Below are 18,422 nucleotides of genomic sequence, written 5' to 3'. Positions count from 1 at the left end.
GGACTGCGGCGTCGCCACGGACGCCGCAGTGGGGAGAGGAAGGAATCATTTACAGCGAGGCGTTCGCTTCGCCGCCGCTCTTGGTGCCTATCGCGCCCCAGACGCCATACGGCGAAGGACCGCCATTGGTCGGCGAGACCGAAAGATTGCCGGTGTCGATCGTTTCGGTATAGAAGTGTACCGATCCGTCGCCGAGCAGGCCGTTGGCGCCGCCGGGATGAAAACTGTTGGCGGAAAGAATCGCGGCCGAGCCATCCCAGCCAAAGTCGGAACTGCACGACGGCGAGTTGGGCGCCAGGATCGTGGTGATCGAGCCGGCGTACGGATTAGCGCCATCCGCCCAGCGGCGTCCCGGCCAGGTACGCGTATCCAGACCAGTCAGATACCGCTTGCCGGCGCCCGCCTTCGCCGCACAGACGGCGGGGGTGACCAAGTGCGCGTTGCTGTCGGTCACCGAGCCCGACCAGGCATCGGCCGCCAAGACGATGCCGCCGCCAATAATCTTGGTCGAATCGACGCCGACGGTCCGCTCGGCGATCGCCAGCGTGTTGCTCAGGCCATCGGTCACGTCGCCAAACTTAAACCAGCTAAGTGCACCGAACATGCCATTGGACATGGCGTGATGCGATCGGCGAGGAGCGTCTCCCATCGAAAAGGCGTAGTTGCAGAAACCGCTGCCGGACGCTTCGCTAACAGCGCCATCCGACGGGCAGCGCAGCGCCTCGATCTTCGTTCGCCACAGGTGATACTCCGTCTTCCACGGACCGCCGCCGTAGGGGTTGAAGTCGATGCCGCCGAACGTCTGGGGCGATTTGATCTGATCGTACAGATTTCCATATTCCAGAAACGGCAGCGTACCAATCCAACCGCTGAGCCGACTTGCATTGTGCTGCAGATAGTCGGGGTCGGCCGGACCGCTGGTACCACCTTGGCGGGCCGGCAAGGCGCCAAAGGTGTCGTGATAGTTGTGCAGCGCCAAACCAATCTGCTTCAGCTTGTTGCTGCACTGCATCCGCCGCGCGGCTTCGCGGGCTTGCTGCACTGCCGGCAAGAGCAGCGCAATCAAAACGCCGATGATGGCGATTACCACCAACAGCTCGACCAGCGTAAATGCGGAACGTTTCATGGGTCGGGCTTTCCGAATCAAACAAAATAGGAGGGATAAAAATTTTGTGCAGGATCGCCGTGACGCTATGGCAAGGAGGCCACGATTATTGCGAGTTAAAGCGCAAGATCAATGGCATTCATTATAATTTCCGGAAGATGGCAATTCCAGACTGGCGACGCACGCCACCAGAGGGGCGAATTACTTCGCTAACAAGCGGAAATCCGCGTCTTAGGACGGTTGAGTCTTTGCAGCGGCAATCCTAGAATGAAGAACCCGCCTCTTTCCGTAGAATTTCCTGGGTAGATAGCGTTGCTAGCGGCAACGTAAGTCTTGATCCGGCAAGGGTTTTCACCGCGAGTCGTTCATGAGCGAGCTTTATCACGAGTGCGGGATCGCCGCCGTCTATCACCTTCCCAGCGACGAGCCGAGCCCGCTCTGTCCCGATCAAGGCCCCGCGCACATTTCGCGGCTGCTGCCTCGGATGTTGCTCGACATCCAAAACCGGGGACAGCTGGCCGCCGGCATGACTTCGTACATGCCGGGTCGCAATCAGCTGATCGACACCCACCGCGACATCGGCACGGTGCGAGAAGTCTTCCGTCTGTCGCATCGCGGCAAGAGCGAAGCGCTCATGAAGGAATACGCCGGGTGCGCCGCGATTGGCCATGTCCGGTACGCCACCTGCGGCGAAGACGATCGCAGTTACGCCCAACCGTTTGAGCGGCATCATTTGCTCAAGCACAAATGGTTCAGCTTCGCCTTCAATGGGCAGCTGGCCAATTACAAAGAATTGCGTGATCGCCTGCTGGCCGACAACGATCATCACCTGGCCCGCGAGACCGATACCGAAATCATCATGCACGAGCTGAGCCGTGAGATGAACGGCGATCGCAAGGTGCCGCTGATCGAGGCGCTACGAAACGCGAGCCAACGTTTTGACGGCGCGTACAGCTTGGTGATGCTGAACGCCGAAGGGGACATGCTGATCGCCCGCGATCCGCTCGGCATCAAGCCGCTCTGCTATGCGATCGAAGGCCCGCTGTTCGCCGCGGCCAGCGAAAGCGTCGCCCTGCTGAACCTCGGTTTTGAGCCCGAAAGCATCAAGTCGCTGGAGCCCGGCCACGCGATCACGATTACCAATGGCGAGTTCGAGATTCAGAAATTCGCCGAGTCGCCGCGCAAAGCGCACTGCTTCTTCGAGTGGATCTACTTCGCCAACGTCGCCAGTACGCTGGACGAACGAAGCGTCTATGTGACCCGCACCAATCTGGGCGTCGAGTTGGCCCGGATGGAACGGGAAGATGGCCGCGTGACGATCGACGAAGACACGCTGGTCGTGCCGGTCCCCGATACCAGCAAAGCGGCCGCCGACTCGATGGCGTTTGAGCTGGGCATCCCGTCCCGCGAAGGTTTGATCCGCAACCGCTACTCGGGCCGCACGTTTATCGAGACCGGCAAACAACGCCGCCGCGCCGCCGAAGTCAAATACACCCCGCTCCGCGAAGTGTTGGAAGGCAAGCGGGTCTTCTTGGTCGAAGACTCGATCGTGCGTTCCACCACCATGCGGGTGCTGCTCGATCGACTGCGCGAACGAGGGGGCGTCAAAGAGATTCACGTCCGCGTCGCCTGCCCGCCGATCATCGCTCCGTGCTTTTACGGCATCGACATGTCGACGATTGGCGAACTATTCGCGCCGAAGTTTCTGCCGGACGGCCAGCTGACCGAAGAAGCCCAGGCCGAAATGGCGCTCGCGCTCGGCGCCGACTCGGTCCGGTTCCTGCCGCGGCCGGCGATTGCCCGCGCGGTCAACTTGCCAGGCGGCCAACTTTGCCAGGCCTGCATCAGCGGCGAGTACCCAACGGCAGCCGGCGAACAGCTCTACCAGGTCGCCCTCGACGCCAGCCTGAGCGGCAGCGAAGGCCGAACCTACGAACGCCGCGACCCCGCGGTGACGGCGACCTGAGGGATTTGTTTCTCACTTGGCGTCATGCTCTTATCGCGTCTTCGCGAGAGCATGGCGCCAATATTCCTGCTCCCCTTGAACGCTTCTCCGAACTGCTAGCCCCTTTGCGAGCGACCGCCCGGCGCTTTAAGCTGGTTGGTTCGATTTGACTTCCTGTCCGCACTAGCAGATCGCCATGGTTCGCACACGCTTCGCTCCCAGCCCGACCGGATATCTCCACATCGGCGGGGTTCGCACCGCGCTGTTCAATTGGTTGTACGCCAAACGTCACGGCGGGCAATTCATCTTGCGCATCGACGATACCGACCAACAGCGGAACGTCGAAGAAGCGCTGGCCCCCATTCTGCACGGCTTTCGCTGGCTTGGCATGGACTGGGACGAAGGGCCCGAAGTGGGCGGCCCGTACGAACCGTACTACCAATCCGAGCGGCTCGAGCGTTATCAGCAAGCGGCCCAGCAGCTGCTCGACAGCGGTCACGCCTACTATGACTATGCGACGCCGGAAGAGCTGGACGCCGAGCGGAAAGCGGCCGACGCCGAAAAGCGACCGTTCCAATACAGCCGCAAGTACATGGCCGAAACCGCCGAGGAACGCGCCAAGTGGGAAGCGGAAGGCCGCAGTCACGTCGTCCGGCTGAAGATGCCGCGCGAAGGGGTCTGCGCCTTCACCGACAGCGTCCGCGGCGACGTTGAGTTCCAGTGGAGCAAAGAAAACGACCTCGTCATCCAGCGGGCCGACGGCACCTGCTTGTACCACCTGGCGAGCGTCGTCGACGACTACGACCTGAAGATCACGCACGTGATCCGGGCCGAAGAACACCTGTCGAACACCCCGCGGCAGATCTTCATCGGGCAGTCGCTTGGTTTCGATATTCCGCAATACGCGCACTTGCCTTACGTCGCCGAGCCCGGCAGCAAGAACAAGCTAAGCAAGCGAAAGCTTGAGAAGTACCTGAAGAACGCCGACTTCAAGCGGCTGAACGAACATGGGCAAGTGATCGCCGATCAGATCGGCCTAACCACGTCGGCCGAAACGTTTAACCCGGTGATCGTCGACTTCTACGAGCTGACCGGTTACCTACCGGCGGCGATCCTCAACTACTTGGTGCTGCTTGGCTGGTCGCTGGACGACAAGACCGAAGACCTGTCGATCGAAGAGATGATCGCCAACTTCTCGCTCGAGCGCGTCACCAAAGCGCCAGCCAGCTTCGACTGCAAAAAGCTGTGGGCGTTCCAAGATCGCTACATGCAGAAACTGCCGCTGAAGCAGAAGACCGCCGCCTGCTTGCCTTACCTGCAGAAGGCGGGCCTAGTCGCCGATCCGGCGCCGTGCGAAGTCGGCCCCAAGCTGACCCGCATCATCGAGGCCTGCGGCGATCGCCTGAAGGTGATGGGCGACATCATCGCGTATGCCGATTACTTCTTCGTCGCCGACGAAGAAATGAAGTACGACGAAAAGGCGTTCAACAAACGCTTGGGTTCGCCTGAGGCACTCGCCCTGCTGACCAAGTTCCGCGCGACCCTCGCGGTGGTCGAAACGTGGGACGTGCCGACCCTCGACAAGACGATGCATGACTTCGTCGCTTCTGAGGAAATCAAGATCGGCGAGATCATTCACGCCGTCCGCATCGCCACGACCGGCCAAGGGGTTGGTCCTGGACTCTTTGACTGTCTCGACATCGTCGGGAAAGATTCGTGCCTGGCCCGCATTGATCGGACGCTGGCCCTGGCCGCAGAAAGGAACGCGACGTAACGTCGCAGCACAACCGCAATGGCGCAACAACAACCGGTCGACGGTATTCCCACGGCGACCCTCAAGCCGCGCAAGGCGCAGCCGCTGTACGGGCGTCATCCGTGGGCGCTCCACTCGGCATTTGACCAGATCGACGATTCGGCCGCCAATGGCGACATCGTGCAGTTGGTCGGCGATCATGGTCGCTTCGTCGCTTACGGCGTCGTCAATCGCCAAAGCCGCATCAACGCGCGGCTTTACAGCTGGGACGCCGATCAACCGCTGACCGACGACTTCTGGAAACGGAAGCTCGCCGCCGCGATCGACTGCCGTCGTCAGCTGGGCCTGTTCCACGAAACGGCCGGCTGCCGACTTGTCTACAGCGAAGCGGACGGGCTCAGCGGTTTGATCGTCGACTATTTCGCCGGTCATGTGGTGCTGCAGATCAACGCCTTGGCGATGGAAAAACGTCTGGACGTGATCGTTGCCGCGCTCAACGAACTGATCGCCCCGAAAAGCATCGCGGTACGCGGCGAAGCCGGCATCCAGAAGGCGGAAGGCATCACGGTCGAAGCGGCGGTGCTGCAAGGGGAAGTGCCCACCGACCCGATCTACATCTCGGAAAACGGGATTGAGTTTGAACTCGATCTCAGCGGCGGACAAAAGACTGGCTTCTATCTCGATCAGCGCGAAAACCGCGTTGCCGCCGCGAAGTACTTCTCGGGGCGCCGGGTGCTCGACATGTTCTGCTACAGCGGCGGGTTTAGCCTGGCCGCAGCGAAGCTGGGCGGCGCCAGCGAAGTGATCGGCATCGATGGCAGCGATCGGGCGATCGAACTGGCTCGCCGTAACGCCGCGCGAAACGGCGTCACCAACGCCCGGTTTGAATCAGTCGACGCGTTCGATCACCTCAAGGCGCAAGTCGACGCCGGCGAAAAGTACGACGCGGTAATCCTCGATCCGCCGAAGTTCACCAAGACCCGCCGCAACATCAACGAAGCGCTGAAGGCGTACTTCCACGTCAATCGCCAAGGGGTCAATCTGCTCAACCCCGGCGGTATTCTGGTGACCTGCAGTTGCTCCGGCAACGTTTCGCGGGAAGACTTCCAGATGACGCTGCTCGGCGTGGCCCAAAAGTCAGGCCGCGACATCCAGATCCTGGAACAGCGGGCCGCCGCGATCGATCACCCGACGCTGGTCACCTGCCCCGAAACGCAGTACCTGAAGTGCTTCATCTGCCGCGTCGAGTAACAAAAGGTTAGCCCAGATAGCTCCCGCTATCTGGGCCGACAAAGTCGGCAGGAAGCATCCGCCCGAGCATAGGATTTCGCCGGCACTCACCACACCCAACACGTAGGGTGGTTGGAGCCAGCGCCAAGAGCGCGACCATGCTCGAAAGAGCCAACTCGCTGGCGCAACCCACCTCTTACGGAAGCTTGCAAACGCATTGTTGGGTTGCGCTTCGCTGTACCCAACCTACGCCTGCTTCGGGCCATTTCGAAGAGGCGCTGCTCGATTTGCCGCCGGCTGCGCTTTGATGCCTCCTGCGGCTGCGCCGCCCCGATAGCGAGAGCTATCAGGGCTAACCGACGATAGAGTATTCAGCCAATGATTTGGCGAATGATCGTCTCGGTCGATTGCCGCTCGGTCGACAGCACCGCAGTCAGCGGTAAGGGGACGTCATCCAACCGGTGCATGCTGCCGCCGCATTCGACGCCGGGCTTGGCGACGCGAAAGGCGACCTTCGCCGGCAGGTCGAGATCATCGTGGCCAAACGCAATCGTCGGCAATTTGGCCAGCGCGGTAAGCATCTCCGGCGGCGCCTTTCTCAGCCAATCGCCATCAAAACGAATCACCGCATCAACCTGCCCGCGGGCCAGCAACTTCGCCGCGCGAAAGCTGGTTGGCTCATATTCAGGACCATCGGCGGCGAACCGAACGGGACTGGGATAGCCGGTTCGCCAGGCGATCGTCTCGGCGGCGCCAACCCAATTGGGGCCGCTCTTGAGCAGCGACACGATCGCGCGATTGGTTTGGTTTAACTCGCGCACGTAATCGGCCAACGTCTCTAAGACCGCCGCGCCATCGTCGCCGCCAAAGAACTCGGGCCCGCAGACGATCGCGGCGTAGTTGGCGGCCGCTAACTTCTGATGAATCCGCAGCAGTTTCGGCGGCGGGTTTTGGCACTTTCCTCGCCCTAGCGCCAGCAGCGTCTGGGCAACTTCCAGATTGTCGGTGATCGGCGACTCAAAATACGAATCGGCCCGCAACGAAGTTGCCGTCACCGTCTGGTCGATCACCAGCGACGTTCGCGAGCCCGCGAAGAACTTGCCAGCCACGCCCAGCGCGAACCGTTCCCGATAGCGGGGATGCGTCAGCTGGGGATCAGCGTTCCAGTACAAGACGACATCGGCCCGGTCGCGGATTTCGCCCAAGGTCGCGGTGATCAGGCCGGTCGATTGCAGCACCATGCCGCTCGGGTCAGGCTCGGCCGGATTGCCGGCGTCGACATAGGCGCCTAGCTTGTCGGCCCAGTCGAGCGCCGCCCGCTGCGCGTCAATCGTTAGCTCGCCCAAACCCAACAGCAGCGGCGCCTTGGCGGCGGCCAGCAGTTCGGTTGCGGCGGAGATTCCTTGCGTGAGCGACGCCTCTTCACCATCGATTCGGCACTGGGCGCCTTGTTCCGACAGCGAGAAATAGCGTTGGCCGCGCAAGCAGTTGGGCGTCACGTTCGCCACTCGGCCGCCGTCAACGTCGACCTGCAGGTCATCGCACAAACAGCTGCAACCGCAACAAACGACGTCGGTCAAGGTCGTGGGCATATTCACGGGCGATCCATTTTGCATCCGGAAGTCAGAGCCAGATATTATAGCGAAATTCGGAAAAAAAACGTCCCGGGCAATCGCGACAAATCTCCACGGCCAGGGGCAAGATTTTCGTATCCGAAGCGAATACATTAGCGGTTTCATGAAGAATCCCAATCACCAAGCACGAGACGACCTCCCGTGAACTGTAAAAGCTGCGGAGCCCATGCACCGGCGGATGCCCGGTTTTGCCATTACTGCGGGGGGCAGATCGAGTCTCCCTCGCCGCAATCGCCTAGCCGCGCTGACATCTTTGCGCGCATCAAAGCCTCGCCGCAGTACCGGGAAAGTCAATCGCCAGAACGGCTGGGGAAATTGCCGACGCCGAGCGCTGCGCCTAAGGCGCTGTTCACGGTCTTTTCGTACCTGGTGGCAGGCAAGCTGGCGTTGGCGGTGATCGCGCCGGTCGGCTTTCTGCTATTCGTAATCTTCTTTTTTGTCGCTGGCGGCGCCCGCAGCCCGCAATCGTTCTTTCTAATCGCCTTCGTACTCGCCTTATTTTTGCTGGCGGTCATGGTGGTCGTCGGCGTTGGCATGAGTTTGCTCGTGAAAAAATTGGGCGGGCACGTTTTCTCCGGCGTCTTCAAAAAACAGGAAGAGCTTGAGAACGCGTCGATCGAAGTCCAGCCGGCGATCGTCGTCGCCAAGCGGACGCATGTCTGGGGAGGCATAGGGGATAGTTCGGCGAAGACCAACTACTACGCCACGTTTGAACTGGAAGATGGATCGCGTCACGAGTTCGCCCTCTGGTATGGCACGATGTATGGCCGCATCGCCGAGGAGGACGCCGGGGTGTTGTTTTCCCGCGTCGACTATGCGGCTGATTTTGATCTGGTCACGCTCTGAGTCGACGGAGGTCGATTTCGATGAAATACTTCAGTTGCGGCGCGGACGTTTCGCCACAATCGTCGCAGTGCGAATACTGCGGCTCCTATGTCGAGCCAACGCCGCCCCCGACGATGACCAAGCGAATCGACGATTGGCGAAAACGCATCTTCGCCGCGATCAAAGATTCGCCCCAGTTTCAAGGCACAGCCCAGAGCCGCTTTCGCAAACGTCTGGCAGCGAAATTCGCCACGGTCGAACTCGAAGATGGTCGCCGCCAAGAACTGTCGGTCTGGGATCCGAGCCTTTATCAGCGTCTGGCCCATGATCAGGCCGGCGTTCTATTCCGCCGCGGCCAGGTTGCCACGAACTTTCAGTGCGTGCCGGTTTCTCGTTCCTTGCGTGGCTCACTTCAGTTAACCTAGCAATCATGAAATGCGATAGCTGCAGCGCCGACGTTTCTCTCGACTCGACCCAGTGCGAGTTCTGTGGAACGTATGTTCGTCGCGACGTAGAGGCCCCCGCTTCGACATCAGCCGCGTCCCGTAGCGAGATATTCGCCCGTATCAAAGACTCTCCTCAGTTTCAAGACGCAGTGCTGGGTCAGTCGCTCGATACGCCGCCGGTTCCGGCTTCGATGTTTATGCAGACCGGGTTCCTGGTCATCTTCTGCTGCGGCGCCGGTTTTGTGACGATCATGTTCGCCACCCTGGCTGGCGCGATGTGGATCCTTCCGCTCGGCATGCTGTTGATCGGGCTGTTCGGCCTCTATAAATCGAGTTCGACCGCCTACACTTACGCCACGGCCTCCGCCATCGCCATTCCGGCGATCGTCGCCGCCAAGCGGGTCGAAATGCGCGGCAAGAACGGCACGCTCGCCCACTACTACGCCACGTTCGAGTACGAAAATGGGGAGCGAGACGAGTTCCCGATCTGGGAGCAAGAGCTGTTCGGCAAGCTGGCCGAAGAGGACGCCGGCGTTTTGATTCGCCGCAGCAAAGTGGCGGCCGGATTTCGCCGCGTGGCGATGTAATCGTCCGCTTTACTGGGCCGGCCACACATAGGTCGTCAGCAGATAGTACTCCCCGCCAACCATCGCCGCACACGCAGTATAGAACAACACTTTGGTAAGCAACTGTCCCCCGGTCTCGGTCGGGGCGTCGGTCCACGGATCGCTGGGTGGTCCGTTCATTTCGCAGAAGATCTTCCAGGTGATCCCCCAAAACGACATCGGCTCTTCCCGGCTATCCACAAACAGCGCCCAGCCGAAAATCCAATAGACCGGCAGGTTCAAAATCGCCAACGCGATGACCAGATTCATGCGTTTCCCTTCCATTCGCTGCGTGATGCTAGCGGTTTACTCAGCCGGCCAGACGAATTTCATCAGCAGGTAATATTCGCCCGCCACCACCGCGATGCAGCCGAAGAAAAAGAAGAGGGTGTTGAATATGCTGCCGTCGGTCGTCGGCTCGTCGTCCATCATCACGCGAATAATCCGGGGGATAAAGACCGCCTTCAAGATTGAGATCGTCGTCTCCCAGAACGAATCGGCCGCGTTGTGGGTCGAATCGAACATGATCCACCCCATCAGCCAATAGACGGGGATGTTTAGCACGATCAGCGTCAGGATCAACGTCATCAACTCCTCCTCTGATTGTTACGATCGGAAATCGTGGATTTATCGACTTCCGAATCTCCCCGCTTTCCACTCCGCCCTTCTCCGCGGGGCGAATCGGATACAATAATGAAACAGCCGTCCGCGAAATTCACCCCGTTTGCGAGAGATCCGATGAACGACGTCAATTGGACCGAAGTGATGACCACCTACGACGAAAGTCAGGCCGAAGTCATCAAGATCGCGCTGGCCGAGGAAGATATCCCCTGCACGATCGAAAACGCCCACCAAGGGGGCTTCACCGGCGTCTTCCAGGCTCGCGTCCTGGTCCCGGAGAACTTCGTTCACGCCGCCAAAAAATTGCTCGAGTCCCACAAAGAGACCTAAAACGACTTGCCGACGCAAGATTTTGTTCGCTACGGCGAATAGCCCCCCAAGCACTGCATTGATCTTGCACGAGGACATTGGATGAATCAAGGAAATACCCACTCGCTGCTCATTGGCTATATCTGCTGGATCTTCGGATTCTTCGGCGCGCACCGGTTTTACTACGGGCGTCCGATCACCGGGACGATCTGGTTTTTCACGCTTGGGCTCTTTTTCATCGGCTGGATCGTCGACCTGTTTCTGATCCCATCGATGGATCGGGCCGCCGATCGCCGCTATGCCGCAGGCCGCATCGATTACAATGTCGCTTGGATCCTGCTGGTGATTCCGGTGGTCGGCACCTTGGGCGCCCATCGCCTGTACATGGGCAAATGGATCACCGCGATCATCTGGTTTTTGACCGGCGGCCTCTTCCTGGTTGGCTGGCTGTATGACCTGTGGACCCTCAACTCGCAGGTCGACGAAGTGAACCGCACGCCTGTGTGATGCGTCTCTAGGCGTATCACCTGCGCCTGGAGTATATTTCCCCCTATGACGACAAGCGAACCAACCAACGCCAGCGGCCGTCACGCAGAAGACGCCGCTTTGCTGGCTCGCTTCGAGGCCCAGTCCATTCCGCGCGAAGAGTGGACGCACCGCCGCCACTTTCAGGTCGCTTACCTCTACCTGACCCAGGCGCCCTACGAAGAAGCGCTCGCCAAAATCCGTAGCGGCATCCAAGCGTTAAATGTCGCGTTCGGCGGCGAAAATAGGCCAGAGGACGGCTATCACGAGACGATCACCGTCGCCTACACCCAGCTGATCCGCCAACGCCTGGCGGTTGATAGCTTTGTCGACAGCGAAGACTTCTGCCGCCGCAATCCCGATCTACTGAAAAAGAACGCGCTGCTCCGCCACTACTCGGCCGAACTGCTCAAATCGCCCGAAGCGCGCCAGCAGTTTGTCGCGGCCGACGTCCACCCGCTCGATTCGTCCTTCAGCGCCACCGGCGAGACGACGCAAGTCAAACAGGTGATCGTGATGCGGCACGACCTGGGGATGCGGCGCGGCAAGCAGATCGCCCAAGGCGCCCACGCGTCGATGGCCTTCCTGTGCTATCGCATGTTTGAGGGGTCCGTAACGATCGCAGATTTCGGCCCGGCGCAGCAGGCCTGGCTCTCGGGACATTTCGCCAAAGTGTGCTGCCGGGTCAACAGCGAGCAGGAATTGCTCGACATTTACAACGCCGCCAAAGCGGCCGGGCTCGAAGTTCACCTGATCACCGACAGCGGCCGGACCGAATTTCATGGCCAGCCGACCAACACCTGTCTGGCGATCGGCCCCGACACGGCCGAAAAAATCGACCCGATTACGGGACATCTGCAACTGTTATAACGGCCAGTCCACCTCGACTTGGGTACGCTGCGAACCTGCAGGACCAGGCCTGCGTCCTGCGGTAGGTCCCCCTTGATTCTCGGCCGCCAACGAGTGAGAATAGGGGACTTCAGCACGGGCATCCGCCACGACTGAAGAGCTTCAGAAAAGCTGAAAGGACCCCCCTTGTCCCCCAGCCGACCGGAGCTATACTTGAAAACTTCCCGGTGAGGGCCAGATGCCGTCAGGATAACTGACGAATTCTTTACTTCGCCAGGAAACCCAGAAATGGGGCCGTAGCTCAATTGGTTAGAGTCCCGGACTGTCGATCCGGAGGTTGCGGGTTCGATCCCCGTCGGCCTCGCTTGCTACGACGAAAAGTCGTATGCGGCGCAGTTAAAACGTTCTGAGCTGATCGCTCAGAGCGTTTTTTTATGCGCCGATCCAAAAAACTAGCCGACCGCGCGAGCAAGGGAAAGTGGTCGCACGCAATCGTACACAGCACACGTCCTAGGTTAGCCGCGAAAGCTCCGCTTTCGGGGTCGACGAAGTCGACAGGAAGCATCACTCCGCGGTCGACCTCCTACCGGACGAAACAACCTGCGTTCAATCGTCCGCCATCTCGACCGAATCCCACTCCACCTTCAGAACTTCGTTCACCGCTTCCATCTGCTGCGGCGTCTGCGTCGCGGCTTGGATCTCGCCGCTCCCTTCCTCCTGATCAAACAGGCAGACGACCTGGCCGGCGCCCCCATAGAAAGAGAGACGATAAACTTCGTCTCGCAAGAGCAGCGGCCACGCCTCTTGGGCCTGCTGATGCGTCTCGCTGGTCGCCGTCCCCAGCCCCAGATTCGGCAAGCCGCCATTTACCGCCTGCCAATAGGCCATCCGCAACAAGAAGTGGCTGAGCAAATCGTCCTCAAGTTCCCACTCCAGCTGGTCGTCATTAAACGCGGCATGCACCGGCGGATCATCCAGCTCCAGATGCTCCGGTAACACGCCCCAGACGGTTACCCCCTGATTCTCGACATAGAAGAGAAGCGACTCTTCCCGCAACTCCAACTCGCCCGGCCCCAGCAACCGATTGTGAGCCTGGTTCGGCAAATCGGAGTGCGAACAAAGTGCGTAGTAATCGCTCAGCGCCGCCGGCAACGTAAGGCCGAGCTCTGCCTCGGCCGCGGCGAGCGACTCCCGCGGCTCAGGCGTTAGCGACAGGGCTTCGCCGTGGAGAGATTGGAGGGTGGTTTGGAGTTGCTGGATGGTTGGCATTGGCTTTCTTGAGAAGATGAAGGCGGGTCTTTGTCATTGTAGTGTTATGCCAAGTCGTCGCCGATCGGGAGCGGCCGCGGATCTTGGATCCGTTCTCCGGCTCGGCTTCGACGCTGATCGCGGCACCCCGCTGTGGCTTCTCTAGCGTCGGCGTCGAGCAATGCGAGAATCGCCGCAACTGCGGCCGATCGGCTGCGAGCGGGCCCCCCCCGGCTCTAGGTTCTTCCCCGAGCCGCCGCGCCGGCACCCCAGCGGGAACAATCGAGAATTGGGACTTTGTTTCTTTCTGTGTCCGGCCAGAAATACTTATAGAGCGATGATCGTTTGCGCTTACGCCAAGCGAGCCTATTGCTCAGGATGATTCGTCCGAGTCTCCATTATTCAATAACGCATTCACCATGGAATCCGCCCAATTACGATCCGCCACGGTCCGACTATCCGCCCAGCCCCGTGCCTCAATTTCGTCGAGAATTTTTAGGCATTCTCGCAGTGGTTCGATGGCGCCGTTAGGTTGCTCGTCAGCGATCGCTAGTACAACGAATCTGGACTGAGAAACGAAAATGTCCCGCAACGACTCCGGCGAACGACCGAACTCCGTCACGATCCCGCGGCGAAGTCCTAGGCTCTCCACGTACAGGTCGATCGCCTGGTACGTCTCCCCCGCGATTTCCAGCGTACCAAGACCGAGCGCACGCATCATGTCCGCCGTCTTGTCCAGCGACACGCTCACGTCCCGCAGCGACTGGGGCGAACGACCGAACTCCGTCACGATCCCGCGGCAAAGTCCCAGGCTCTCCTGGTAAAGTACCATTGCGTCGGCTAGATCACCGCGCCGCTGGGAAACTATCGCCAGACGTTCCGCGACTAGGGCACGCGTCCGAGCTATTTCCGTTCGAGACAATTGGTGATTAAGCGATTCTAAGATCGAAAAGGCGAGGTCGAATTCGTGCATGTCACGAAGTACATCAGCGACGAGGATTTGCTGACTAACTTCGACAGCTTCGAGCGGCCACCCCTGCGGGCGGGCGTTGGCGAATTCGATCGCCGTTCTTTCCGCCTGCTCCCAAAAAATCGGTTCTCCCCAGAGAGGGCCGGACGTATCGATTTGGATCAAGCGGACTAGCGCGCTGCCGTATCGCGACCAATCTTCGGACATCGCTTCGGTTGGATTGACCGGGCGAAAGCGGGTGATCGCCATCCGCAGGGCGTCGCGCCGCTCGGGAATCGTTAGATCCTCATCGTTAATTCGCAATTCATTGTTCCCGTTCTCACCTACTGACTGAGGACAATCAAAACGCCCCTCCAACATCCAAATGTTCAACGTCTCGGTTATCGCAGACCGGATCGCAATCTCCTGGCTGCGGGGAAAATCGAGATTGTTTTGAACCACTTCACAGAAGACGTTTGACCGGAATTCACAAAGGTTGAAACGCCCTGGATCGATGTTTTGCTGACGCAGGCGTTCCACCCAGCCGTGCGGATCTTCGGCGCGTTGAATCAATACAGCGAATTCGCGTTTATCAGGACCAAAATCAAGCTGCTCCGCCACGGCGAACGATAACTCGTTCAAGAACCGAAGCCCTTGCAGACTGCTCCATCCGAGCGTCAATCGGAGATCGCTGGATAGTCCCAAAAATCGCTGTTTGACAATGTCGCGGAGGTCATGAATCGTTGTTTGAATTTCTTCGATTGCTGATGGAAGTAATTTTCCATTGCAATCGCCATCCTCAAAGAAGCGATTAGGGCGTTCCAACAGCCACTTCATCATCTCTTCTAGGACACGTGGACTGCCTGCTTCGGTTGCATCTCCGTCGGCGTTCTGCTCCAGCGCGCGCGCTTTGTCAATCAAAAGTTGACTTTGTTGCTCGGTCAGCGCTGGAAAAACGCAGGCGACCCACTTACGCAGTGCCGTAGTTGCGACTGGGCCGACCGACGCTAACGTCACGTTCTGTGGGCTGTCACTTGATAAATACGAGACGAATTGCGCCAGTTTTTGTGCTCCTCGCTCGTTGGCTGTATTGCCGCGCAGATGGAGCTTCCATTCGTCATCCCAATGCGTCGCGACGATCAGCAACTTTTGATGATTCGCCGTCGCTTGCGTCCAGAGTTGACGCACGATTTGCAGCGCATTCGCATCCATCCAATGCGCGTCGTCAAGCATCAAAACTACGGGAACCGTGGACGCATCTGAACCCTGCGAGTCAAGAAACATGCCGAGCGTGTTGAGGATCTGCTGCGCACGCTCGGCGTTAATGCGTGCGTTGGCAGCCGCCACCGATTCTCGCTCATCGATTTGCTTGGCCGACCGCTCGGCGTTTCTTTGAACCACATCGTACGCTTCCTTGGCCAGCGAGATCCAATTGGTCGCGGTACTCAGGATAGGAACCAAACCGGCGATGGTAACGCCCATTCCAAAGAGCTGATACCAAGCGGCCATGTCCTGGTTTCGCATCTCGCGATGCTGCGCCATCTGAACGGAATGAACGCCGAGCCAATGCAGCGATTCGTTCAACGCTTCCCAAGGTTCCGCTTCCTCACGGAAACGAAGTCCCCACCATAAGAATGGAATCTTGGGTTTCGCAATTTCGTCAAATCGAGGATTGACGCTGTCCTTTTCTCGATCGCTGACGAACGAATCGGGCCAATAACCGTGCGGGCAATCGGGCGTCGCTGGATCTCGCTCAGTCGCCAGCCAGCGGTAGAGTTCCTGGGCAAGCCGGGTCTTGCCGAATCCGGTAGGGCCAAGCAGTACTACAAACTGTGGAGCGTCTGCCGCTGCCAAGTCATACTTTTGCTGCAGAGTCTCTTGAAGTTCCCGCCGGCCGTAGCAATTCTCCCGCAGAGTTTTAAATCTATCTTCCATTGATTTTCTCGACTCGGATGCAACTGAAGAAGAACTTCGTTTAAGACGCAGGCTTATTGCTGAGAATCACAGAATGGATCAACCAACTCACGACTGGGAATCCCAAAGCGCCTCTTGCCTAACCGGGAGCAAAGGCTGTTGTTGAGCCGAATGAAGCGAGACCCACTTTAGCCACCCTAAAAAGAGTGGTCAATTAAGAGTCCCGGACTGTCGATCCGATTGTTCCCCACGCAAATCTCATCCGCTTGCTAAGGCATCTTGTCGCGGACGCGAGCTGACCATTCGCGCCGCGACTAATCGGGCCAACCGGGCAAGAAAACTTGCTTGACAGAGCGCACGGAATTCTGGTCGATTGCGGCGTGGTTCTTCGTTCATCCGCCGCGATTGGCGACCGCGGAAGATGGAGCAGGTTCACCTATTCGTTACAGCGTGAATCGTGTCGGCGGTGGCAGTAGGCGCGGGTTGGAAAGAGGATGAATCGGGCGGACCGAAAAATTAGAAACAGTCCGGTCCAGTCGATAGGGATCGTCGAAGGCGTACCCCGGGCTACTTTAGCGGCGCCCCCTTGGAGCTGAAAAAACGATGCCTGACGGTCCAGTCCGCCACGCAATAAAAACGGTCGGTCCGGTCCAGTTCACGATCCGGCCACCATCGTAGCCCGAGTGCGCAAGCCGAGGGAATGCGGTTTCGATCCATGCGGGGCGGCAAAAAAAACGTGGCGGTCCAGTCCAGTTCGCCGGAGAAAAAACGATGCGCGGCGGTCCAGTTTTTGGGGGAATCGCGTGGAAACGTAATCGCTGTAAGAGGTTGCGCCGCGGCGCCGGGGAGAGACGAGCAATCGGGCCGGTTCGTAGCGCGTTCAGATGCACCGCCGGGTGAAAAAAATTGCGCCGGCGAGTCCAGTGGTGATCAACGGGTGCTGATGGGTTGGGGAGGAGTCAAAAAAACGAAACCGTGCGGTCCAGTCTGGTCCGGCTTGGTCTGGCGGAAACGGGATTGGTGGGCTCACAGAGCCTTGGCACACGGAAAAAAATGTGCGGGCGAGTCCAGTGCTTATCAACCATTGTGGATGGGTCGAAAGTTGAGGGGTTGAAATGGGGTGAAAAAAACGAAACGGAGCGGTCCAGTCCTGTCTCGCCAAAGGGGTCAGGTCGCTTTGGCGACTTGCGGCCGGTATTTCATTTCGTCATTCGTACTTCGACATGCGTCATTCCACGCCGGTCTGCTAGCAAACCAATTCCCCCGATCGTGGGAAGTTTGTCGGCGGTGGGGTTGGTGGTGGAGCGAGCGGCGGGGGCGGGTCGAAGCAAGGGAGACGGAGTCGTGCTGTTCTCGCTGTTTGCATGGTGGACGATTGTGATGAAACGGACCTGCATCGGTTTATTGGTTCTGGGCAGCCTGGCGGCGGCGCTGGAGGCGCGAGCGCAGTTTCCGCTGGAGAGCATTGCCGAGCAGGCCTTTACGCCGACCGAGCAAGAGCCGGGCGAAGAAGACGAGATCGAAACCGACCGCGATTCATTTACGCCGGCGACCAGCGTGGTCGGCTATGGGCATACGGTGGTCGAGTCGGCCTATACGTTTATCGACAACCGGACCGTCAAAGAGACGCATAGTTTTCCGGAGATCGTCACCCGCATCGGCGTGACCGACAACATCGAGCTGCGGATCGGCTGGAACTACGAAGTCGGGGGCGCCGGCAACCCAGTCTCGGGCAATGCGCCGGACGACTTTGAAGAAGAAGGCGCGGCCGAGTTAGAGGAAGAGAGTCGTCTGTTGTACGGCGGCAAGTTCCAACTGACTCAGCAATGCGATTGGACGCCGCGGACGGCGTTGATCTTGCAAGGCTTTACGCCGACCAGCGGCGAGGCGAATGACAGCGATTTCTCGACCACCTACGTCGGAGGTTGGCAGTTTTGCGAGGGCTGGGAGTGGGACTCCGCGATTCGCTACAGCACCAGCAGCGCCGAAGAGGACCATTTCAACGTATGGGCGCCTTCGACCGTTCTGAAAGTCCCGGTCGGCGCAGGCTGGAAGGCGCATGCCGAATACTTTGGGATCTTTACCGAGGGGCGGGAGACGGAAAGCGTACAGCACTATTTCAGCCCCGGCTTCCACTACCTGGTCACCCCAAATTTTGAGCTGGGGGTCCGTGTTGGCTGGGGCCTGAACGACCAATCGCCCAACTTCTTCAGCAACTTTGGGGGCGGGGTCCGGTTCTAATGCGACCGACGCAACCGCGGAAGCCGCCGGCGTTTGGTCGCAAGATCGCCAACCCCCTTTAAATGCTGTGGGGTACAGCTGAAACGATTGTGCGCCTCTTGTCGTCGCTTCGCGGCGATTGGCGCCCGATGTTGCGGCAGTTCGCACTCAGATATTCGTTCGGCCGCATCACGGCAACCTAGATTCTTGGGAGGACTCGACCGTAGTTTTCTGGCCCCTTGCG

The 18,422-nt window shown here is 59.3% G+C and carries 16 protein-coding genes and 1 tRNA gene; 11 read left to right on the top strand and 6 right to left on the bottom strand.

Features of this window, described 5'->3' with window-relative positions; all coding sequences use genetic code 11:
• Positions 1-49: 49 nt before the first annotated feature.
• Positions 50-1,126, bottom strand: a complete 1,077-nt coding sequence (locus Enr8_RS05200; RefSeq protein WP_146429524.1) for a DUF1559 domain-containing protein — start codon at positions 1,124-1,126, stop codon at positions 50-52.
• Between the two features lie 346 nt (positions 1,127-1,472).
• Here Enr8_RS05200 and Enr8_RS05195 point away from each other — a divergent pair, with 346 nt between their 5' ends.
• The 3 genes from Enr8_RS05195 to Enr8_RS05185 all read left to right on the top strand — a co-directional run bounded on the left by Enr8_RS05195 (position 1,473) and on the right by Enr8_RS05185 (position 6,054).
• Positions 1,473-3,071 (top strand): amidophosphoribosyltransferase, encoded by a 1,599-nt coding sequence (locus Enr8_RS05195; RefSeq protein ID WP_146429523.1) that lies wholly within the window; start codon positions 1,473-1,475, stop codon positions 3,069-3,071.
• 175 nt (positions 3,072-3,246) lie between these two features.
• Positions 3,247-4,824, top strand: coding sequence for a glutamate--tRNA ligase (gltX, locus tag Enr8_RS05190; RefSeq protein ID WP_146429522.1), 1,578 nt, complete (start codon positions 3,247-3,249; stop codon positions 4,822-4,824).
• 18 nt (positions 4,825-4,842) lie between these two features.
• On the top strand, positions 4,843-6,054 hold the full coding sequence (locus Enr8_RS05185; protein WP_146429521.1) for a class I SAM-dependent rRNA methyltransferase: 1,212 nt from the start codon (positions 4,843-4,845) through the stop codon (positions 6,052-6,054).
• A gap of 350 nt (positions 6,055-6,404) precedes the next feature.
• Here the strand turns inward: Enr8_RS05185 and Enr8_RS05180 are convergent, their stop codons facing one another.
• Positions 6,405-7,631 carry a molybdopterin-binding domain-containing protein gene (locus tag Enr8_RS05180; RefSeq protein ID WP_146429520.1) on the bottom strand — a complete coding sequence of 409 codons (1,227 nt, stop codon included), beginning with the start codon at positions 7,629-7,631 and terminating at the stop codon, positions 6,405-6,407.
• A 177-nt stretch (positions 7,632-7,808) separates the two neighbouring features.
• Between Enr8_RS05180 and Enr8_RS25730 the strand changes: the two genes are divergently transcribed.
• From Enr8_RS25730 to Enr8_RS05165, 3 genes are read left to right on the top strand one after another with little or no spacing between them, the layout of a single operon-like run.
• Positions 7,809-8,513 carry a DUF2500 family protein gene (locus Enr8_RS25730; RefSeq protein WP_222434796.1) on the top strand — a complete coding sequence of 235 codons (705 nt, stop codon included), beginning with the start codon at positions 7,809-7,811 and terminating at the stop codon, positions 8,511-8,513.
• 20 nt (positions 8,514-8,533) lie between these two features.
• A complete protein-coding gene (locus Enr8_RS05170) occupies positions 8,534-8,917 on the top strand; it encodes a hypothetical protein (RefSeq protein ID WP_146429519.1) in 384 nt (127 codons plus the stop codon).
• Positions 8,918-8,922: 5 nt separating this feature from the next.
• Complete coding sequence (locus tag Enr8_RS05165) at positions 8,923-9,525, top strand: DUF2500 family protein (protein ID WP_146429518.1); 603 nt, start codon at positions 8,923-8,925, stop codon at positions 9,523-9,525.
• A gap of 9 nt (positions 9,526-9,534) precedes the next feature.
• On the opposite strand, the gene Enr8_RS05160 is transcribed toward Enr8_RS05165, so the two are convergent.
• A complete protein-coding gene (locus Enr8_RS05160) occupies positions 9,535-9,813 on the bottom strand; it encodes a hypothetical protein (RefSeq protein ID WP_146429517.1) in 279 nt (92 codons plus the stop codon).
• 36 nt (positions 9,814-9,849) lie between these two features.
• Entirely contained in the window at positions 9,850-10,131 is a 282-nt protein-coding gene (locus Enr8_RS05155; RefSeq protein ID WP_146429516.1) for a hypothetical protein, read from the bottom strand.
• Between the two features lie 150 nt (positions 10,132-10,281).
• Here Enr8_RS05155 and Enr8_RS05150 point away from each other — a divergent pair, with 150 nt between their 5' ends.
• The 4 genes from Enr8_RS05150 to Enr8_RS05135 all read left to right on the top strand — a co-directional run bounded on the left by Enr8_RS05150 (position 10,282) and on the right by Enr8_RS05135 (position 12,211).
• Positions 10,282-10,494, top strand: a complete 213-nt coding sequence (locus Enr8_RS05150; protein ID WP_186767441.1) for a putative signal transducing protein — start codon at positions 10,282-10,284, stop codon at positions 10,492-10,494.
• A gap of 81 nt (positions 10,495-10,575) precedes the next feature.
• Positions 10,576-10,980: a TM2 domain-containing protein gene (locus Enr8_RS05145; RefSeq protein ID WP_146429514.1), complete on the top strand. Its 405-nt coding sequence runs from the start codon at positions 10,576-10,578 to the stop codon at positions 10,978-10,980.
• Between the two features lie 45 nt (positions 10,981-11,025).
• Positions 11,026-11,868 carry an aminoacyl-tRNA hydrolase gene (pth2, locus tag Enr8_RS05140; protein ID WP_146429513.1) on the top strand — a complete coding sequence of 281 codons (843 nt, stop codon included), beginning with the start codon at positions 11,026-11,028 and terminating at the stop codon, positions 11,866-11,868.
• Between the two features lie 269 nt (positions 11,869-12,137).
• Positions 12,138-12,211: transfer RNA gene (locus tag Enr8_RS05135), tRNA-Asp, on the top strand.
• Positions 12,212-12,453: 242 nt separating this feature from the next.
• On the opposite strand, the gene Enr8_RS05130 is transcribed toward Enr8_RS05135, so the two are convergent.
• Positions 12,454-13,116, bottom strand: coding sequence for a hypothetical protein (locus Enr8_RS05130; protein WP_146429512.1), 663 nt, complete (start codon positions 13,114-13,116; stop codon positions 12,454-12,456).
• A 352-nt stretch (positions 13,117-13,468) separates the two neighbouring features.
• Positions 13,469-15,979 (bottom strand): ATP-binding protein, encoded by a 2,511-nt coding sequence (locus tag Enr8_RS05125; protein ID WP_146429511.1) that lies wholly within the window; start codon positions 15,977-15,979, stop codon positions 13,469-13,471.
• A gap of 1,323 nt (positions 15,980-17,302) precedes the next feature.
• Here Enr8_RS05125 and Enr8_RS05120 point away from each other — a divergent pair.
• Positions 17,303-18,199: a transporter gene (locus Enr8_RS05120; RefSeq protein ID WP_246119950.1), complete on the top strand. Its 897-nt coding sequence runs from the start codon at positions 17,303-17,305 to the stop codon at positions 18,197-18,199.
• Positions 18,200-18,422 lie beyond the last annotated feature (223 nt).

The sequence above is a fragment of the Blastopirellula retiformator genome, assembly GCF_007859755.1.
Taxonomy (GTDB): domain Bacteria; phylum Planctomycetota; class Planctomycetia; order Pirellulales; family Pirellulaceae; genus Blastopirellula; species Blastopirellula retiformator.
Note: the sequence above shows the minus strand (reverse complement) of the source record. Positions and strands in the feature narration are given on the sequence as shown.

What these genes read in the sequence shown, in the direction of transcription:
- Enr8_RS05195 (WP_146429523.1), top strand. Translation starts at nt 1,473, where the DNA reads ATGAGCGAGCTTTATCACGAGTGCGGGATCGCCGCCGTCTATCACCTT.
- Enr8_RS05130 (WP_146429512.1), bottom strand. Translation starts at nt 13,116, where the DNA reads ATGCCAACCATCCAGCAACTCCAAACCACCCTCCAATCTCTCCACGGC.
- gltX (WP_146429522.1), top strand. Translation starts at nt 3,247, where the DNA reads ATGGTTCGCACACGCTTCGCTCCCAGCCCGACCGGATATCTCCACATC.
- Enr8_RS05155 (WP_146429516.1), bottom strand. Translation starts at nt 10,131, where the DNA reads ATGACGTTGATCCTGACGCTGATCGTGCTAAACATCCCCGTCTATTGG.
- pth2 (WP_146429513.1), top strand. Translation starts at nt 11,026, where the DNA reads ATGACGACAAGCGAACCAACCAACGCCAGCGGCCGTCACGCAGAAGAC.
- Enr8_RS05145 (WP_146429514.1), top strand. Translation starts at nt 10,576, where the DNA reads ATGAATCAAGGAAATACCCACTCGCTGCTCATTGGCTATATCTGCTGG.
- Enr8_RS05160 (WP_146429517.1), bottom strand. Translation starts at nt 9,813, where the DNA reads ATGAATCTGGTCATCGCGTTGGCGATTTTGAACCTGCCGGTCTATTGG.
- Enr8_RS05150 (WP_186767441.1), top strand. Translation starts at nt 10,282, where the DNA reads ATGAACGACGTCAATTGGACCGAAGTGATGACCACCTACGACGAAAGT.
- Enr8_RS05200 (WP_146429524.1), bottom strand. Translation starts at nt 1,126, where the DNA reads ATGAAACGTTCCGCATTTACGCTGGTCGAGCTGTTGGTGGTAATCGCC.
- Enr8_RS05125 (WP_146429511.1), bottom strand. Translation starts at nt 15,979, where the DNA reads ATGGAAGATAGATTTAAAACTCTGCGGGAGAATTGCTACGGCCGGCGG.
- Enr8_RS05165 (WP_146429518.1), top strand. Translation starts at nt 8,923, where the DNA reads ATGAAATGCGATAGCTGCAGCGCCGACGTTTCTCTCGACTCGACCCAG.
- Enr8_RS05185 (WP_146429521.1), top strand. Translation starts at nt 4,843, where the DNA reads ATGGCGCAACAACAACCGGTCGACGGTATTCCCACGGCGACCCTCAAG.
- Enr8_RS05170 (WP_146429519.1), top strand. Translation starts at nt 8,534, where the DNA reads ATGAAATACTTCAGTTGCGGCGCGGACGTTTCGCCACAATCGTCGCAG.